This window comes from Necropsobacter massiliensis, from assembly GCF_000827595.2.
In the GTDB taxonomy this organism is placed as follows: domain Bacteria; phylum Pseudomonadota; class Gammaproteobacteria; order Enterobacterales; family Pasteurellaceae; genus Necropsobacter; species Necropsobacter massiliensis.
In genome coordinates, this window is record NZ_LN776186.1 from 215,475 (window position 1) to 230,367 (window position 14,893).

Consider the following 14,893-nt stretch of genomic DNA (forward strand, 5'->3'; position numbering starts at 1 on the left):
TCGGGGCGCCGTTTGCCGTTCGGCATCCCAACAGATTGAAGAAAACCGTTATGTATAATACTTTATCGTTATTTGAACAACTTCTTTCGACAGACAATATGGACATTTTGTTCAAAATGGTTATCGCCGCGGTGCTTGGCGGCATTATCGGGCTGGAGCGCGAACTGAAACACAAACCGGTCGGGGTGAAAACCTGCGTGATTATCGCGGTAACCACCTGTGTGCTGACCATTGTGTCGATTAAATCGGCAGAACATTACGCGCAGGTTTCGGAAAATATCCGCACCGATCCCATGCGTCTGGCGGCACAGGTGATCAGTGGCATTGGTTTTCTGGGCGCCGGGGTGATTTTGCGCAAAAGCAATGATGCGATTTCCGGGCTGACCACGGCGGCGATTATTTGGGCGGCAGCCGGTATCGGCATTGCCACCGGCGCGGGTTTTTTCTTTGACGCCGTGATCGCCACCATGATGATTCTGCTGGCGGTGCGTTTGGGACCGAAAGTACAGCAGCTGGTCAGCCGCAGTAAACGGAAAAATCGCAGAACGAAAATCAATATATTACTTAATACCGCCACCGCAATCGGCAAGGTGACGAATATTTTGGTCAGCAATAATTATCGGATTGACAACTTAACGGTTAAAGATCAGCAAAACGGCGAGGTTAAGCTGATTATCAAATGCCTGATTACCGAAAAATCAATGTTACAAGGCGTGTATTTATTGCTGAAAGACGAACCGGAAGTGGTGAGTATTGATTTACAGCATTAAGACCCGCTTTTTCAGCGGATCTTAACACGGCGCAAACATCGCAAAAAATGACCGCACTTTTGCGCGTTTACCAGTCGAACACCTCGCCGTCGCGCAAAATATGCGCATTTCCCTTACGGCGCAAAAAACCGCAGCGATCGAAATATTCCATTAACTGCACGGTGATTTTGCGCCCCCAGCCCAGCTCGTCACGCAGCCGATTCACGGAAATACTGCCCTGTTCGGCAATAATTTGCTTAATCAGACGGGCGTAAGCGTAGGCGTTTTCCGTCAGCAAAAAACGGTCTTTGACAATCGGCGTCAGGTAGCCCAGCTTGCCCGCTTTGTACAGAAAGTTACGCATATCGCTTTCCGTTTGTCCGAGCTTATCCGCCAGATCCCGCACCCACAGCGCCTGTCCGTGTTGGCACTCAAATTGTTCCGCCACTGCCTGCCACAGCATTTTTTCCGCCTCTGAAAAACGGATTTTATGCTCAGGCGTATGCAGCCAGCCACGGGTTTGTTCAATTTGCCCGTTGTCAAGCAACTGCTCGATAATATGATAAATCAGCTTTTCCGGCTGATTAATTGCCGCAATGCGATATAAACGAGCTTTGCTCAATCCAAGCTGATCGCCGTGCAGGGCGTGATATTCGCTCAGCGCCGCGAGCAGCTTTTCCGCCTGCTGCGCCTGATAATGGCGGTTAAATCCCCACTCTTGAAACACCACGTCTTGATTGGCGCGGATGATGTCCTGCAATTGCTCGGCGCTTAACTGTTCCGTCCAAGCTAATGTGGCTAATGGGAGCGGCTGTTGTGCCAGATACCGTTTAATGCGTTCGGCGGCGCTGTTGGTTTGAATCAGCGCGCGTAAGTAATCCAGTCTTTCTGCGCTGCGTTTATGGCGTTTCGGTGAGTTAATCTCCACCGTTTTGGCGCCAGCAAGCACAGATTTGGCATCACCGCTGCGCAAAATCAGTTTGTCGCCGTACGCCAGCAACAGCGGTTTGTCTAAAATCAGCTCGGCAAATCCCTGCTGTTGCGACGCCAGTTTTTTTTCCTGCAACAGATTGAGTCTGCCCACAGTGCGTGCCGCGGCGTGATAAATATGCACCGGCTGGCTTTCCGTTAAGGGCTGCGCCGCCTCAAGCCAAAGGGTAACGCGTTCTGTCGGCGGCAACGGCGGTTGCGCCAGTAGCCAGTCGCCGCGCTCAATTTCGTTGCGCGCTAAATCGGTGCTAATATTCAGCGCTAACCGTTGACCTGCCACTCCGCGCGTGTTTTGCTGATTCTGGGCGTGGATATTTTTTACCCGCACTTTCTGCCCGCCGGATAAATACAGCGTATCTTCAAGTTGCACCGTGCCAGCAAATGCGGTACCGGTGACCACCGTACCGGCGCCTTTCACGCTGAAAACGCGGTCGATAGCGTAGCGAAACGGTCTGTCTTGTTCCGCCGGGTTTGGCAGTTGCGCCAGATAATCGCGCAATGCCTCAATACCGCTGCCGGTCTGGGCAGAGGTGACAAACAACGGACATTGCGCTAAAAACGGATAATCCTGCATGAGCTGGCGGGTGAGCTGCTCGATCTGCGCGGCATCAACACGATCCGCCTTGGTAATCACCACCATCAACCCGTCAATATGCAGCAGACGCAATATTGCCAGATGTTCCGCGGTCTGCGCCTGCACGCCTTCATCAGCCGCAATAACTAGCATGGCATAGTGAATACCACCCAGCCCCGCCAGCATATTCGGTAGGAATTTTTCATGCCCCGGCACATCAATAAAACCTAAAACGCGTTCTTTCAGCGGCAAATAGGCATAGCCGAGATCAATGGTCATGCCGCGTTTTTTTTCTTCCGGCAAATGAGCCGTATCCGTGCCGGTTAAGGCTTGTAATAAAGCGGTTTTACCGTGATCCACATGACCGGCGGTGACAATAATCATAAGCTCTCCAGCGTGTGTAATAGTTCGTTAATATCGGCAAGACTGCGCAGATCAAGCCATATTTTATTCTGCTCAATCCGACCGATAACCGGCTGCGGCAGCGATTTAAGCCGCGCATAAAGTGCGGTCGGTGTTGCCTGTGTTTTCGCCTCAATCGTGACCGCCACGGACGGAATCTCCGCCAGCGGCTGCGAACCGCTGCCGATTTGCGCGGAACTCGGTTCGATACGCAACATATAATCCTGATTTAGGTGATTTTCCAACCGCACTTTTAAGGCTTGCGCCTGTTGTTGCAACTCAGCGACCGGGCGGGTCAGCAGGTCCAGCGTAGTGAGTTTTTGTGCCAGCAGTTCCGGCTGCAAATATAGCCGCAAGGTCGCTTCCAGCGCGCTGAGAATCACTTTGTCGCAGCGCAATACGCGTTTTAGCGGATGGGATTGCAGTTGCGCAATCAGCGCCCGTTTGCCGACAATAATGCCCGCCTGCGGACCGCCGAGTAATTTATCGCCGGAAAATGAAATCAGCGAAACACCCTGCTGCCATTTTTCCTGCACCGTCGGTTCGGCAGGCAGGGAATAGGCGGACAAATCCGTTAGCGCACCGCTGCCCAAATCGGTAATCACCGGCAGATTACACTCCCTGCCCAGCGCCGCCAGCTCTTGTTCTGTCACACTACCGGTAAAGCCGCAGATTTGATAATTGCTACTGTGCACTTTCATCAGCAGTGCGGTATTGTCGTTAATCGCGTTGCGATAATCAGCTAAATGGGTACGATTGGTGGTGCCAACCTCCACCAGCCGACAGCCTGCCTGCTGCATAATATCCGGAATGCGGAACGCGCCGCCGATTTCGATCAGCTCGCCGCGCGAGATAATCACCTCTTTGTCTTTTGCCAGCACCGCTAGCATCAATAGCACCGCCGCCGCGTTATTATTGACGATACAAGCTGCTTCTGCACCGGTTAGCTCGCATAACAACTCGCTGATATAGCTGTCCCGATGACCGCGTCGCCCTTCCTGCAAATCGTATTCCAGTGCGACATTGCCGCGCATTGCCGCCAGCGCTGCCTGCTGTGCCGTTTGCGACCATAACGCGCGCCCCAGATTAGTGTGTAACACCGTGCCGGTAAGATTATGCACCGGTTGTATTTGCACCTGCTGGCGCTGCTGCAAGTGCTGGCGTAGGGCTGCTAGAATCAGCCCGTGCTCGCGGAATTCGTGGGGCAGTTGATGTTCGTGTTTAATCCGTTCTCTGCCTTGTTGCAACAGGCGGCGGCACTCATTGACCACCGCGCTGTGACCGAAATCGGCGAGCAGCCGTTTACCCTCAGCGGTTTTTAACAGTTTATCAATAGCCGGCAGCTGCTGAAAAAGTGCGGTCATTTTTGGGTTCCTTTCTTGCCTTGAGTTGGGCTTAATCATACTGTTTTTTAGCAGGAAATTCAGTAGGAAATTGTGTCGGTCGTTATTTTCGCGGCAAAATTAATGAATTTTTCACCGCACTTGAATAATCCGGCGAATTGGTTTAAAGTTGGTGCGCCTTTTGCGGAAGATCGTCGTTTCCGGTGAAGCGGCAGGACTTCAAATCCTGTTAAGGTTGCCAGCAATCTTGGGTGGGTTCGACTCCCATGATCTTCCGCCAATCCATATAAACCTGCATAAATTCACGTCAACTAATCACTCAATAAACCCAGTATTTTAAAGGCGTTATTGTAATTTAACGTAAACGACCATAAACTACTAGCAACAGTTTTTTAGTTCCCCAGGTAGTTCCCCAGAAGTGATATTTTCACTTACTCCCTAAAATCACTCCCTAATTTTTATATAAATGGGCTATTCGTGGGGAACTAAAATAGAAATAAACTCAATGTTCAAAAGGCGTTATTGAGGTTTAATTTTTTGATTGTTGGTTGTGACTCCTAAAGAGCTGGGGAACTACAACCATCTGTGGGGAACTATAAATGCCTAAAGTGACAACACCGCTTACCGATACAGAAATTAAAAAATCAAAGCCCAAATCGAAAGAATATATACTTTCCGATGGTGGAGGGCTTATCCTACGCATAAAACCAAACGGGGCGAAGTTATGGATTTTTAGTTACTATCACCCAATCACAAAGAAACGGGATAAATTAGGCTTAGGCAGTTATCCTGAATTGTCCCTTGCCGATGTGCGCGCCAAGCGTGAAGAATATCGGCAGTTATTAGCAAAGAAAATCGACCCTCGCACTTACGAAGCCCAAGCTAGACAAGAAAATGCAGACAAACAGAACCGCACTTTTGCGCGCATGGCAGAAGCATGGTTTAAGGATAGACAGATGAAAGCTGACTTTACCGAGCGCACCGCAAAAGATACATGGGCTTTATTTGAGCGGCACATTCTCCCCGCTATCGGTAAATATCCAATTGACCAACTGACCGCACTTATTGGCATTAATGCTTTCAAGCCATTAGAGCGTGCAGGGAAGTTAGAAACCGTCAGGAAGATCTTAAACAACGTAAATCATGTTATGCGTTACGCTTTGCACCGTGGCTTAATTGCCGTCAATAACTTAGCTGAGATCCAACGAGAATTTGATAAACCGCGCGTAAAAGGCATGAACACCATAGCGCCCGACGAGCTGGCGGAATTTTTAGCAAAATTCTACCAAGCAAGAGATGATGGCAGATTTTCCTTATTGTCGTTCTATGCTGTGATGTTAGCACTATTGACCGGAAGCAGACCGAGCGAAATAGCGCGGGCGCAATGGGAAGATATAGACACCTCAGCGCAAACATGGAGCTATCGAGTACAGAAAGGCAATAAGAACTTACCGGAAGGACGATTGCATATTGTCACCCTTTCCCGTCAAGCGATGGCCATCTTTGAAAAAATGCGGGAAATTCAGACCGCACTTAGTCTAACTGGTAGCCCTTTTGTCTTTGCTAGTACCGCCGCCAAGAGTGGGCATATCACCATTGAAGCCTTGCGCATGGCCATTATTCGGAGCATGGGCGAAGGGCGATTGACTACCCACGGCATCAGGCATTTGTTCAGCACCTCACTGAATGACAAGAACTATAACGCAGATTGGATTGAAAAAGCCCTATCACACAAGGATAAGAACGCGATCAGGGGAACATATAACAAGGCTTACTATATCCACCAGCGGGCAGAGATGTTGCAGGCATGGGCGGATTATGTGGAATCATTAGCCCCCCGTCCAATTGTTGATAAATAACCCGGTAAGAAGTCGCAGGGGGGCTATAAAATCGCTATGGCGATCAGCAGAACAAACCGCCCACTCAACTCAATTTTCACAACCGTGAAATTAAGATTTTATGATGATAACAGATGACGGCAACAAGAGATGGCTTGTTAAGTTTTGAATAAAAGGTACTCCCAAGCGGGTTAGGGCTTCCAAGGGGTTGGGAGCGCGCGGTTTTCGGCAGTTTTTTCACTTTTTAGGCATCATCATCTTCCGGTAAAACCGCCTTTTTATAGCGTTCAGAAACCTGGTTATTTATACAGTTTTTTTTGTTCGTCCTATTGAAACCTTATTTCCCTTGTGAAAGAATAAGCCAACATAAACCGCCGTAAAGATACGGCAAGATTAATACTAGATATAGTGCGACTAGGTGCGGATTAATTACCCAAACCGAAAGAATGAAACCCTATTTTCATTTTGTCGCACTTCCTTTCAGGAATAGGGACTTACGCATAGGGGCGTTTTATGACTTATGAAGATAATCAGTTCTTGTCTTTATTGGAAAACTCTTACGATCCACTAATTAGTTTTAAAGAGTTAATTCTCCAAATATCAACCTACACAAATCAAACACCAAGCCAAATTGCCGATAAATTAGAAACACTATTATTTGATTTTCGACAGAATGGAGCTTATATCAATTCCTTTTGTTACTGCACAATTATAAATAAAACTGGAAGTGAAAGAGAAATTTACGAGCCAATGGAGAATAATTTTAAAGACGCTTTTAATTTTGTTAAAGGTCATTTAAAAGACATTATTTTGCGTAATTCTCTTGATATTGAAAATATTGATATGTTTTTTGTTAGGCGTTCTGAAATCATTCAACGAATTAAAATATCTAAATCATTAATACTGAATAAAGTAAACTCGATTCCACTACAACAAATTAGCCAAATAGAAGGCGATTATATTAGCCTTTATGCGCTTTTAGAGTGGGCTAAGCCAGACTATGAAAATCTATCCAAAACAGCGGTAGATTTACTTAGATTGTTACAAGGGAGAGATGTTCAGCTTTACCGCAGATACAGTGGTATTAAGAAAAATATAGACAAGGACGATACCAATATTAAAGAGCTATTGAAATTTGTTCAGAAAAATAACGGCTACAATGAATATCAACCAGAAGATGAAATTCCTTTCTAGAGGAAATGAGAAATGTACCAAAGACAAGCACAGCGAATTTTTACAGAGCAAGATTTTAAACAATTATTGATAAATAGATCTGACATTGAAAAAGCCTTAGATCTAAAAATTGAACTACAAAAAAGCAGTGATGAGCAATATTTAGAAGATTACGCTTTATTCCCTGAGATACACTTACATGATGTTATTTGTATTTTTTTAGGTCTACACCCAGAAGATATCAATGCGACACAACATCCAAGATATAATGTCATTTATGCTGCTATATCTCAACAAGCAGAAAAAGGACTAATTAAATCAACGATTGAATATGATATAAATGGAAATTTAACAGCTATATTTATCCCTCATTCAACAGCGAGAAATATTGCAAACTCAAGAGGATATGAGTGGAACGTTCCACCATACCGGAATTTAGTAGAAAATGAAAACCTGTCAAAACCTGACATTTTAGACACAGCAAAAGATTTAATCATTGCTGAACTACGAGCCGAGAAAGCTAAAAATGAACAACTACAAGCCGAAAACGAAGGTTTAAAAGCTGAAAATGCAGAGCTAAAGGTACAGCCTAAGCAAAGTGCAGTAGATTCTGAAAGTATTTTAGAATTGGAAAATCAACTTGCCGAAAAAGACAAAATCATAGAAGAACTAAGAGAACAATTGCAACAAAAGCCCAATAACACCGCGTCTGATAACAAAAAGAACGCATTCATAAAATCACTGTTATTTATTCATTATGGCGAGCAAGTGGCAGAAAATCCCCGTCCGTATATTTACGATCCAAACTCCAGTGAAAAGAGCAAAGACGGCGTGATTCAAAAGAGTTTTGAGTTAAGCGGTTTAGATAAGCACTTGCCAAGCGGGCGAACTCTCCAAAACTGGATTAAATCCGTAGATTTATAACCACACCTAAAACGGGAAAAGACTGGAAAACGCTGGAATTTACTGGCAATTTCCAGTCTTTTTTATTTTATCTCCCACAATACCCCTACACCGTCCACTGCTGGCGGTTGATATTAGTTTATAAACACTAGGGGTAAGCAATGACACTTCAAACACAAACCGATCCAAATAAACGTTGTTCATTGGCAGAGGTTAAAGATCTTGCCGGCGGCGTATCACATACATTCATTTATCAACAGGTGAAAAAAGGCTTATTAGCACCGCCTGAAAAATTAGGGCGCATGAGCCGTTGGAAATATGCTGACGTGATGGCATGGCTTAATGGCGAAACCGCAAAGGCACACTGATGGAGGGGGAAAAATGAATCAAATTCCTTTTCTTTCCACCACCAGCACGGGCGAACAACGCCGATTCACCATTGAACGGCTAAGAGAGCGTCCGCACAGCACCAACGAACTACGGCAAATGGGCGTTTATTCCCCGCTGGCACGCATTAAGGAATTGCGTAATCAAGGTTATTTAATTGATACGTTCTTTCGTGACGAAACCGACAACACCGGCTTAACTCACCGCGTGGGCGTTTATGTTCTGCACGAAAACGAAGTAAGCCAAAATTCTTAATATAACGAGCATAGAGCGATTTTAACGATGAATAATGCAATGACACCAATTAACCAGAAAAAACAACAAGGCGCAACACTGGCGGGCATTGAGGAGATGATTAGCCGTATTGAAGCATTTTCAAGTTCAGCCGTTACCGGCAATGCATCAACTCTCAACCCTGACGGCACAAAAACACCGATGTCGCAAAATGAAATCTTTGATCTGATTAATGAGATGGCAAACCTTGCCTTAATGGATATTCAAGCATTACGCCAAGAACTTGAGAGATTGACTATCCACCACAAAACCAAAGATGAATCAGTCTGTTTGCCGGTGGTGAACTTAAAGGGAGAGGTGGCCAATGACTGATCAAACTACCAACGAAGAACAGGAAAAGCCCACGCTAGAAATGGCGCGGAAATATATCGCCAAACTACGGGAAATCACCGGAGCAATGGTGGAGGAAAGAGAACTTAAAGACAACCTAACACCTACTGATATGTGGAAACTTGTTCACGCGCACTTAGGCAATACAGCACGCCTGATTGAAATCGCACAAGAGCAACTCAAGAGGATTTAGATAATGAGTTACGGGCAAAAATTGAAAGTCACCCCAAGAAAGCCCCAAGGGTTTAAAAAAATAACAGCGCCTTTGAGCAACAAAGATCCGCTTAGAAAAGAGTAACTTTTTTATGAAATGCGCAATCGCCAAACATACCCCGCTTATTTTGATTCAAGCGGTTAGACACTATCAGAAATCGGCTCAAATCTTCACTTTCCCAAGCCTGTATGACGATTTCGAGCCTTACCCGATAAAAGAGGTGGTGGACGTATTAAAACTCAAGGCAAGTGATTTAGAACGCGCTATCGACGCGCACCCGTTGAATGAATCACTAAAAACGAGCTTTTACACCACACAGAAACATTTAATCCAAATGCAAAAGCGACTAAAGGAGATGACTCAATGAAAACTGAAATTATTAATCTATTACAAACAACACAAGCCCTTGATGGTGGAAATCAAGGCATTAATGCGCGTGATGTTCATCGCCTGTTGAACGTAGGCCGAATGTATCAACACTGGATTAAGGCACGCATAAAACAGGCGGGATTTAGTGAAAATCAAGATTTTGTAATTGTTCAGAATTCAACCATTGGTTTGCCAAAATTGGCAAGCGCAAAAGGTGGAGATACACGCAGTTATGATTATATCGTTTCCCTTGATATGGCAAAGCACCTTTGCTTAATGGAGAAAAACGAAATCGGCAGAGCGGTTAGACAGCACTTTATCGAGGCAGAAAGGCAGTTAAAACAGGTTGCGCCAAAGGTTTATAAAAACACCTTAGCCAAAACCCTTGAACGATTGGAAAGTATCGACAGAAACCGAGAAATGACGGACGCAATCAAAGCACGGTTACAGAGAAACGGAACACAGCCGAAACCCTATCATTACAGCCAAGAGCAAGAAATGTTAGACAGTCTAGTGTTAGGGGTAAATGTTCGCAAATGGAAAGCGGCTAAAGGGATTAAAGGCAATGTGCGGGATTATTTCAATGTGGCACAAATTCGCTTATTGAAAACACTACAAGCTACCAACGCCGCACTGATTGAGCTTGATACAAGCTACCAAGAACGCAAGGCACAGTTGCAGAAATTAAGCCAACGTTATTTAAGCGAACAGTTGGCGGCATAAGACAACATCAAAATAAATTTACCGCTTGACACTTTCCCGCGATAGGCATAGAGTGAAAAGGCAGTCTGAAAAGAGATTGCCAGCCGTAGGAAGCTGAATAATTTACAATTGGCGAACAGCACGCCGTTAAATCGTGCTTTTTTTGTTCGTGAATTTAACACACCTAAAATAAATACGTTCCCCGAATTTGGGGAGATTGATTTATTCATCAATGATGGCGTGTTATGGGCAGTCTTTAAGACTGGCTGCTTTTCCAATTGTGAGCAGTTTCCTACCCCGTAACACGCTATCGCCCAGCCGTAGGAAGCCAAGCGATAGCCCTAAAATTTTACAATTGGAGCAAATCGCAATGATTTATTTATTCCGTGGCATTTCTCGCCAAGATTTCGCGAACACCGCATTAAATCTTCACACCTTCCCAACACACCGCTTAGCCGTTGAAGCGGAAAACGAAAACACCGCCAGAAATCACTTCTCAAAAGATTATCTGCTGATTTCGTGCGGACAAATCAATCCCGTTCACCTTAAAAAAACTCGTGTTCAAAACCACCGTGTGCAAGGGGTGATTTATGCGTAACAACGAAACTAGAGAAGCCCTAAAAACCCTATGGGAAGCGCAAGCCATTGCCGAATTAATCAGCAAGGTAGTAGGCGAAGTTGAGAAAACAGATCCAGTCATCTATGAAACCGCTTTCCGTGGCGTAGCGCGTTTAGTGCTTGATGCCGTGATGACGTTAGAAGAAGAGTTATAAGAGGTGATTTATGCTTAATCAACGTATTGATCAATTCCAATTTAATTTACTGAAATCTGAAGTAAGTAACCTTGAAGAAGTGAACGTGCTATTAAATTTACTTTTTACCCACACCGATTTAGACAGTGTCGATAGTTGCGAAATGGAGTTAGCATTAAAAGGAATTAACCGCTTATTGGAAGATGGGATTGCAGAGATTAATCATCGTATCGCCTTTATGCTTGGCGAGGAGGTGAAATAATGGATCTCAATCAAGAAATGGATTATTCCAAATTAAGCGCCGTTGAATTAAACGCGATTTCAATTAGTCATCAGAACATGGGAAAACGCAAAGATGAAGCCTTTAATTCGTCTTTCCCTTATACGACGGAAGCAATTCAGGCATTAGCCGAACAGTTTATTGATTATCCCGCTGAATATCTCGGCGGGCTAAAAATTGTTCATGATGAACTACTGGCTATCAATAAGCATTTATTAGCAATGGCACCGAAACCACCTTCACCCAATCCGGAAGAGGTAGCGGCGGAATTATTTAATGATGAACTGATAGATGGTTTATTAAAACATTGTGTAGTGAATTCCTTGGTCGAGGCGTTTTCCTATTTTCAAAAAGTAGTCAATATGCGCATTCACACAATTGAGAAAGGTGCGGTTGAGGGGGTAAATCATGGCACGCTTAATTAATGCCCCTTATGTGAAACTACAAGACCAAACAGGCGAAACGGAAATCACGATTTGCTTAGGTGTGCAGGCGTGGGAGATTGCCAAACACATTGACGAATCGGGCAAAAGTGCGGTTGAAATCGACCTCGAAAATGCCTTAGGCGAGAATGCCCTCAAATCGCCTTGTGTGGTGGTGGACGATAAAGCCTTAGAAACTATCCAATCATTACGAATTGCCCCGAAAAACGCCCGTTATGTTCGTTTAATTCGGGCAAATGGCGGCAACACGTTAGACTCGGAGACCTTAGAGGCGGTTTATTTGAATCTTGCCACACATACGGCAGCCGAAAGTGTGATTTATTGTGATGAAGCGTTGCAGATGATTGAAGATGTGAGCCGATATATTCAGCGCATACGCAAGGGGGAAACCTATCACGGGAACATTCAGCTAATTGTGGAACCCACCCGAGATAATCATCAACCCTATATCGAAGAACGCAAGGAAAACGGCATAGCGGGCATTTATCGCATTATTCCGAAGTTAGACAAGGACACGGGCGAATTAAACGAAAAAAGCGAATGGTTAGCGGATTGTGTGGACGTGGTGGGCGTGGGTATTTCCGAGAGTGAATATTTTTCGATGCTTTCCTTTCAGGCACAAGGCAAAACCGAACCGACTTTAATCGCGCTTCCGTGGGCGGATATTGGCGAACGTGCAGGGTGGCAACTACTCAAGCAAAAAGGCGTAAGAGTAACCAATAATCAACGGCTCAAGCCTTATTTAGCGGATTTTCTGCAAGATACGCAGAATAAACCCATTTATCAGATTGTAAATGAGACTGGCTGGCAGGCGGATTTTAATGCGTATATTTTGCCAAATGGCGAAGTGTTGGGAAAACCAAGTCGGCCCGTTTATTTCAACAGTAAATCATCCACCACCGCAGGCTATCAAGCCAAAGGCGCGTTAAATGACTGGCAACAGGAAATCGGGCAATATCTCGAGGGCAATCATTCAATGATGTTAGGTATGGCGTGTTCTTTGGCTGCGCCTTTGATTGGATTAATTGGAGCGGAAAGTTTTGGCGTTCACCTATTCGGGAAATCCAGTGCAGGCAAAACCACCATAGCAAACATTGCAAGCTCAATCTATGGCGAACCGGATATGATTCGCTTGTCGTGGAATGGCACAAGCCTAGGCTTAATTAACGAAGCAGCCGCGCGTAATGATGGCTTTATCCCCCTTGATGAAATCGGACAAGGGGCAAGCAAAAAGCACGTAGAACAGACTGCTTACGCATTATTTAACGGTGTAGGTAAAATTCAAGGCGCAAAGGACGGCGGAAACCGTGATTTAACCCGCTGGCAGATATTGGCATTTTCCACCGGTGAGCAAGATTTAGAGTTATATCTCAAGCAGGATAAAATCAGAACCAATGCAGGGCAATTAGTACGCCTGTTAAATATCCCTATCACACAAGCCGATAAGTTTTATCATTTTGGCAATGGTAAAGCCCACGCCGACCATTTAAACGCAATGGCAAAGCGTTACTATGGCACAATGGGGAAAGCGTGGATTGAGTGGCTATTGGAAAATAAAAGTGCGGTGGCGGCTGAATATCAACGTTATGGGGAGCAATGGCAATCAATGCTACCCAATGACGCTAGCCCACAAGTTAAACGAGTGGCAGGTCGATTTGCCATACTTGAAACCGCTTTACAACTGGCAAGCCATTTAACCGGCTGGGAAACACAGGAAAATCAGACCGCACTTTTACGCAGTTTTAACGAATGGGTGAATGAGTACGGGCTACATTCGAGAGAAGAGAAGCAGATTATTGAGCAGGTGAACGGGTGGCTATTACGAAACGGTGCGAGGTTTATCGAATTTCCCTTTAATCCGAATCAAAAAGAGCCGAATGACACGGCAGGCTATCGCCAGCTCGCCGATAGCAAAGAGCCACAAGAAAGCGATAAATATTGGGTATTTCCGCAAGTTTATCTTGAAGATGTGATTAAAGGCTTTAATGAGAAGCAGGCGAATGAAGTCTTAGCCGGTGCTGGTATGTTAGAAACTTCAAATGCCAGTGGTTACAAATACCGGAAACAATTACCGAGAGCCATCCGAGGGAATAAAACAATTCGCTGTTATGTGTTAGCGGTATTAGATGAAGAGGACGAGGAAAGCGCAGAAAGGGAATAAAAGCCTATTTTGAAAGGCCCAGCCTATCAAACAACAAAGGGCAGATCAGAAATGATTTGCTTTTTTTTTATCCACCAACGAAAAAAATTTTTCCGTGTGTAGAAAACATCAAAAAAACTTAGACACACTAGACACAAAATAAGAAAAAATATATATATCAATCGCTTAATAAAAATGCTGTGTCTAAAAATGCCCTTTTTGTGTCTAATTTTAGGGGTTTTGTGTCTAAAAAACGGGGTTTTGTGTCTAATTAAAAAATGAACAATCCGCTAATGTGTCTAAAGTGTGTCTGGCTGTGTCTAAGGTGTGTCTAATGCGTTTAGACACAAAAATGAGGATTAACCATTTGAAAAGTAACAATATTTTTTCTAAAAATTGGCTGTGTCTAGTGTGTCTAACGATTTTCGCGTATCTATACACTTTTTTTATTTTTTAGATGGTGAAAGTCCCCTTGTTGATCCATAGGTGAAACCTTATATATCATAACGATTTAAAAAGCCTAGTGCGGTGCATTGAGCTTTTTCATAAGGGGAGGGGTGGGTAAAAAGTTCAGCGAAAAGGCCTTAAATACCGCACGGGGAACTCCGTTTTATCGCTATTACAGTTTTTATAGCCTTTTTATATAGCTGCAAAATCTGCGTATTCTCAAAATTTAAGCAGCTCAAGGGCGTGATTTATGATGAAGTGCAAAAAACGCAATATAAAGCGATTTGAGAGGTTATTTATTTTATTAATATAACTATCAGATTAAGGGGTAAAGTCTATATACTGCGCGTTTAGGCTGGTTTTATGCGATGTTTTAAATCTAATTTCAATCTCAGAATCAAATCTAAGAAAAATTTCAAAAAAATGCTTTACAAATACCCTGTATTTTTGCCAATATACCCCCGCAGTCGCAAAATCGGCTGCCGGGCCTTCGAGCCATTTTGCTAATACTGTAATAATCGCTCACAGCACAACCCCTCAGAATTAAAAATGAACAATCACTA

At 44.4% G+C, this 14,893-nt stretch carries 17 protein-coding genes and 1 tRNA gene; 16 read left to right on the top strand and 2 right to left on the bottom strand.

Annotated elements, in window-relative coordinates; genetic code table 11:
* Positions 1–50: 50 nt before the first annotated feature.
* Positions 51–770 (top strand): MgtC/SapB family protein, encoded by a 720-nt coding sequence (locus BN3349_RS08110; protein WP_040976820.1) that lies wholly within the window; start codon positions 51–53, stop codon positions 768–770.
* Positions 771–837: 67 nt separating this feature from the next.
* Here the strand turns inward: BN3349_RS08110 and selB are convergent, their stop codons facing one another.
* Positions 838–2,697: a selenocysteine-specific translation elongation factor gene (gene selB, locus BN3349_RS08115; RefSeq protein ID WP_040976821.1), complete on the bottom strand. Its 1,860-nt coding sequence runs from the start codon at positions 2,695–2,697 to the stop codon at positions 838–840.
* Positions 2,694–4,079 carry an L-seryl-tRNA(Sec) selenium transferase gene (gene selA / locus BN3349_RS08120; RefSeq protein ID WP_040976822.1) on the bottom strand — a complete coding sequence of 462 codons (1,386 nt, stop codon included), beginning with the start codon at positions 4,077–4,079 and terminating at the stop codon, positions 2,694–2,696. The genes selB and selA overlap by 4 nt, the downstream gene beginning before the upstream one ends.
* Positions 4,080–4,243: 164 nt before the next feature.
* Between selA and BN3349_RS12055 the strand changes: the two genes are divergently transcribed.
* The 15 genes from BN3349_RS12055 (at position 4,244) to BN3349_RS08195 (ending at position 13,904) form a co-directional block, all read left to right on the top strand.
* Positions 4,244–4,338 (top strand) — tRNA-Sec (locus tag BN3349_RS12055).
* Positions 4,339–4,657: 319 nt separating this feature from the next.
* Positions 4,658–5,917, top strand: coding sequence for a tyrosine-type recombinase/integrase (locus BN3349_RS08125; protein ID WP_040976823.1), 1,260 nt, complete (start codon positions 4,658–4,660; stop codon positions 5,915–5,917).
* Positions 5,918–6,409: 492 nt separating this feature from the next.
* Positions 6,410–7,090: a hypothetical protein gene (locus tag BN3349_RS08130; protein WP_040976824.1), complete on the top strand. Its 681-nt coding sequence runs from the start codon at positions 6,410–6,412 to the stop codon at positions 7,088–7,090.
* A gap of 12 nt (positions 7,091–7,102) precedes the next feature.
* Positions 7,103–7,993, top strand: coding sequence for a hypothetical protein (locus BN3349_RS08135; protein WP_048736256.1), 891 nt, complete (start codon positions 7,103–7,105; stop codon positions 7,991–7,993).
* 140 nt (positions 7,994–8,133) lie between these two features.
* Positions 8,134–8,340 (top strand): helix-turn-helix transcriptional regulator, encoded by a 207-nt coding sequence (locus BN3349_RS08140; RefSeq protein ID WP_048736258.1) that lies wholly within the window; start codon positions 8,134–8,136, stop codon positions 8,338–8,340.
* 13 nt (positions 8,341–8,353) lie between these two features.
* A complete protein-coding gene (locus tag BN3349_RS08145; RefSeq protein ID WP_040976825.1) occupies positions 8,354–8,614 on the top strand; it encodes a helix-turn-helix domain-containing protein in 261 nt (86 codons plus the stop codon).
* 27 nt (positions 8,615–8,641) lie between these two features.
* Positions 8,642–8,965 (top strand): hypothetical protein, encoded by a 324-nt coding sequence (locus BN3349_RS08150; protein WP_040976826.1) that lies wholly within the window; start codon positions 8,642–8,644, stop codon positions 8,963–8,965.
* Positions 8,958–9,176: a hypothetical protein gene (locus tag BN3349_RS08155; RefSeq protein WP_040976827.1), complete on the top strand. Its 219-nt coding sequence runs from the start codon at positions 8,958–8,960 to the stop codon at positions 9,174–9,176. The genes BN3349_RS08150 and BN3349_RS08155 overlap by 8 nt, the downstream gene beginning before the upstream one ends.
* A gap of 112 nt (positions 9,177–9,288) precedes the next feature.
* The gene (locus BN3349_RS08160) at positions 9,289–9,564 is read left to right on the top strand and encodes a hypothetical protein (RefSeq protein WP_040976828.1); all 276 of its coding nucleotides are present in this window, start codon (positions 9,289–9,291) and stop codon (positions 9,562–9,564) included.
* Complete coding sequence (locus BN3349_RS08165; protein WP_040976829.1) at positions 9,561–10,289, top strand: antA/AntB antirepressor family protein; 729 nt, start codon at positions 9,561–9,563, stop codon at positions 10,287–10,289. The genes BN3349_RS08160 and BN3349_RS08165 overlap by 4 nt, the downstream gene beginning before the upstream one ends.
* Positions 10,290–10,638: 349 nt before the next feature.
* On the top strand, positions 10,639–10,866 hold the full coding sequence (locus BN3349_RS08175; RefSeq protein ID WP_040976831.1) for a hypothetical protein: 228 nt from the start codon (positions 10,639–10,641) through the stop codon (positions 10,864–10,866).
* A complete protein-coding gene (locus tag BN3349_RS08180; protein ID WP_040976832.1) occupies positions 10,859–11,041 on the top strand; it encodes a hypothetical protein in 183 nt (60 codons plus the stop codon). Before BN3349_RS08175 ends, BN3349_RS08180 begins: the two co-directional genes overlap by 8 nt.
* Before the next feature lie 10 nt (positions 11,042–11,051).
* Positions 11,052–11,282, top strand: coding sequence for a hypothetical protein (locus BN3349_RS08185; RefSeq protein WP_040976833.1), 231 nt, complete (start codon positions 11,052–11,054; stop codon positions 11,280–11,282).
* Entirely contained in the window at positions 11,282–11,725 is a 444-nt protein-coding gene (locus BN3349_RS08190; protein WP_040976834.1) for a hypothetical protein, read from the top strand. The genes BN3349_RS08185 and BN3349_RS08190 overlap by 1 nt, the downstream gene beginning before the upstream one ends.
* The gene (locus BN3349_RS08195; RefSeq protein ID WP_040976835.1) at positions 11,709–13,904 is read left to right on the top strand and encodes a DUF927 domain-containing protein; all 2,196 of its coding nucleotides are present in this window, start codon (positions 11,709–11,711) and stop codon (positions 13,902–13,904) included. The genes BN3349_RS08190 and BN3349_RS08195 overlap by 17 nt, the downstream gene beginning before the upstream one ends.
* The last annotated feature ends 989 nt before the right edge of the window (positions 13,905–14,893 follow it).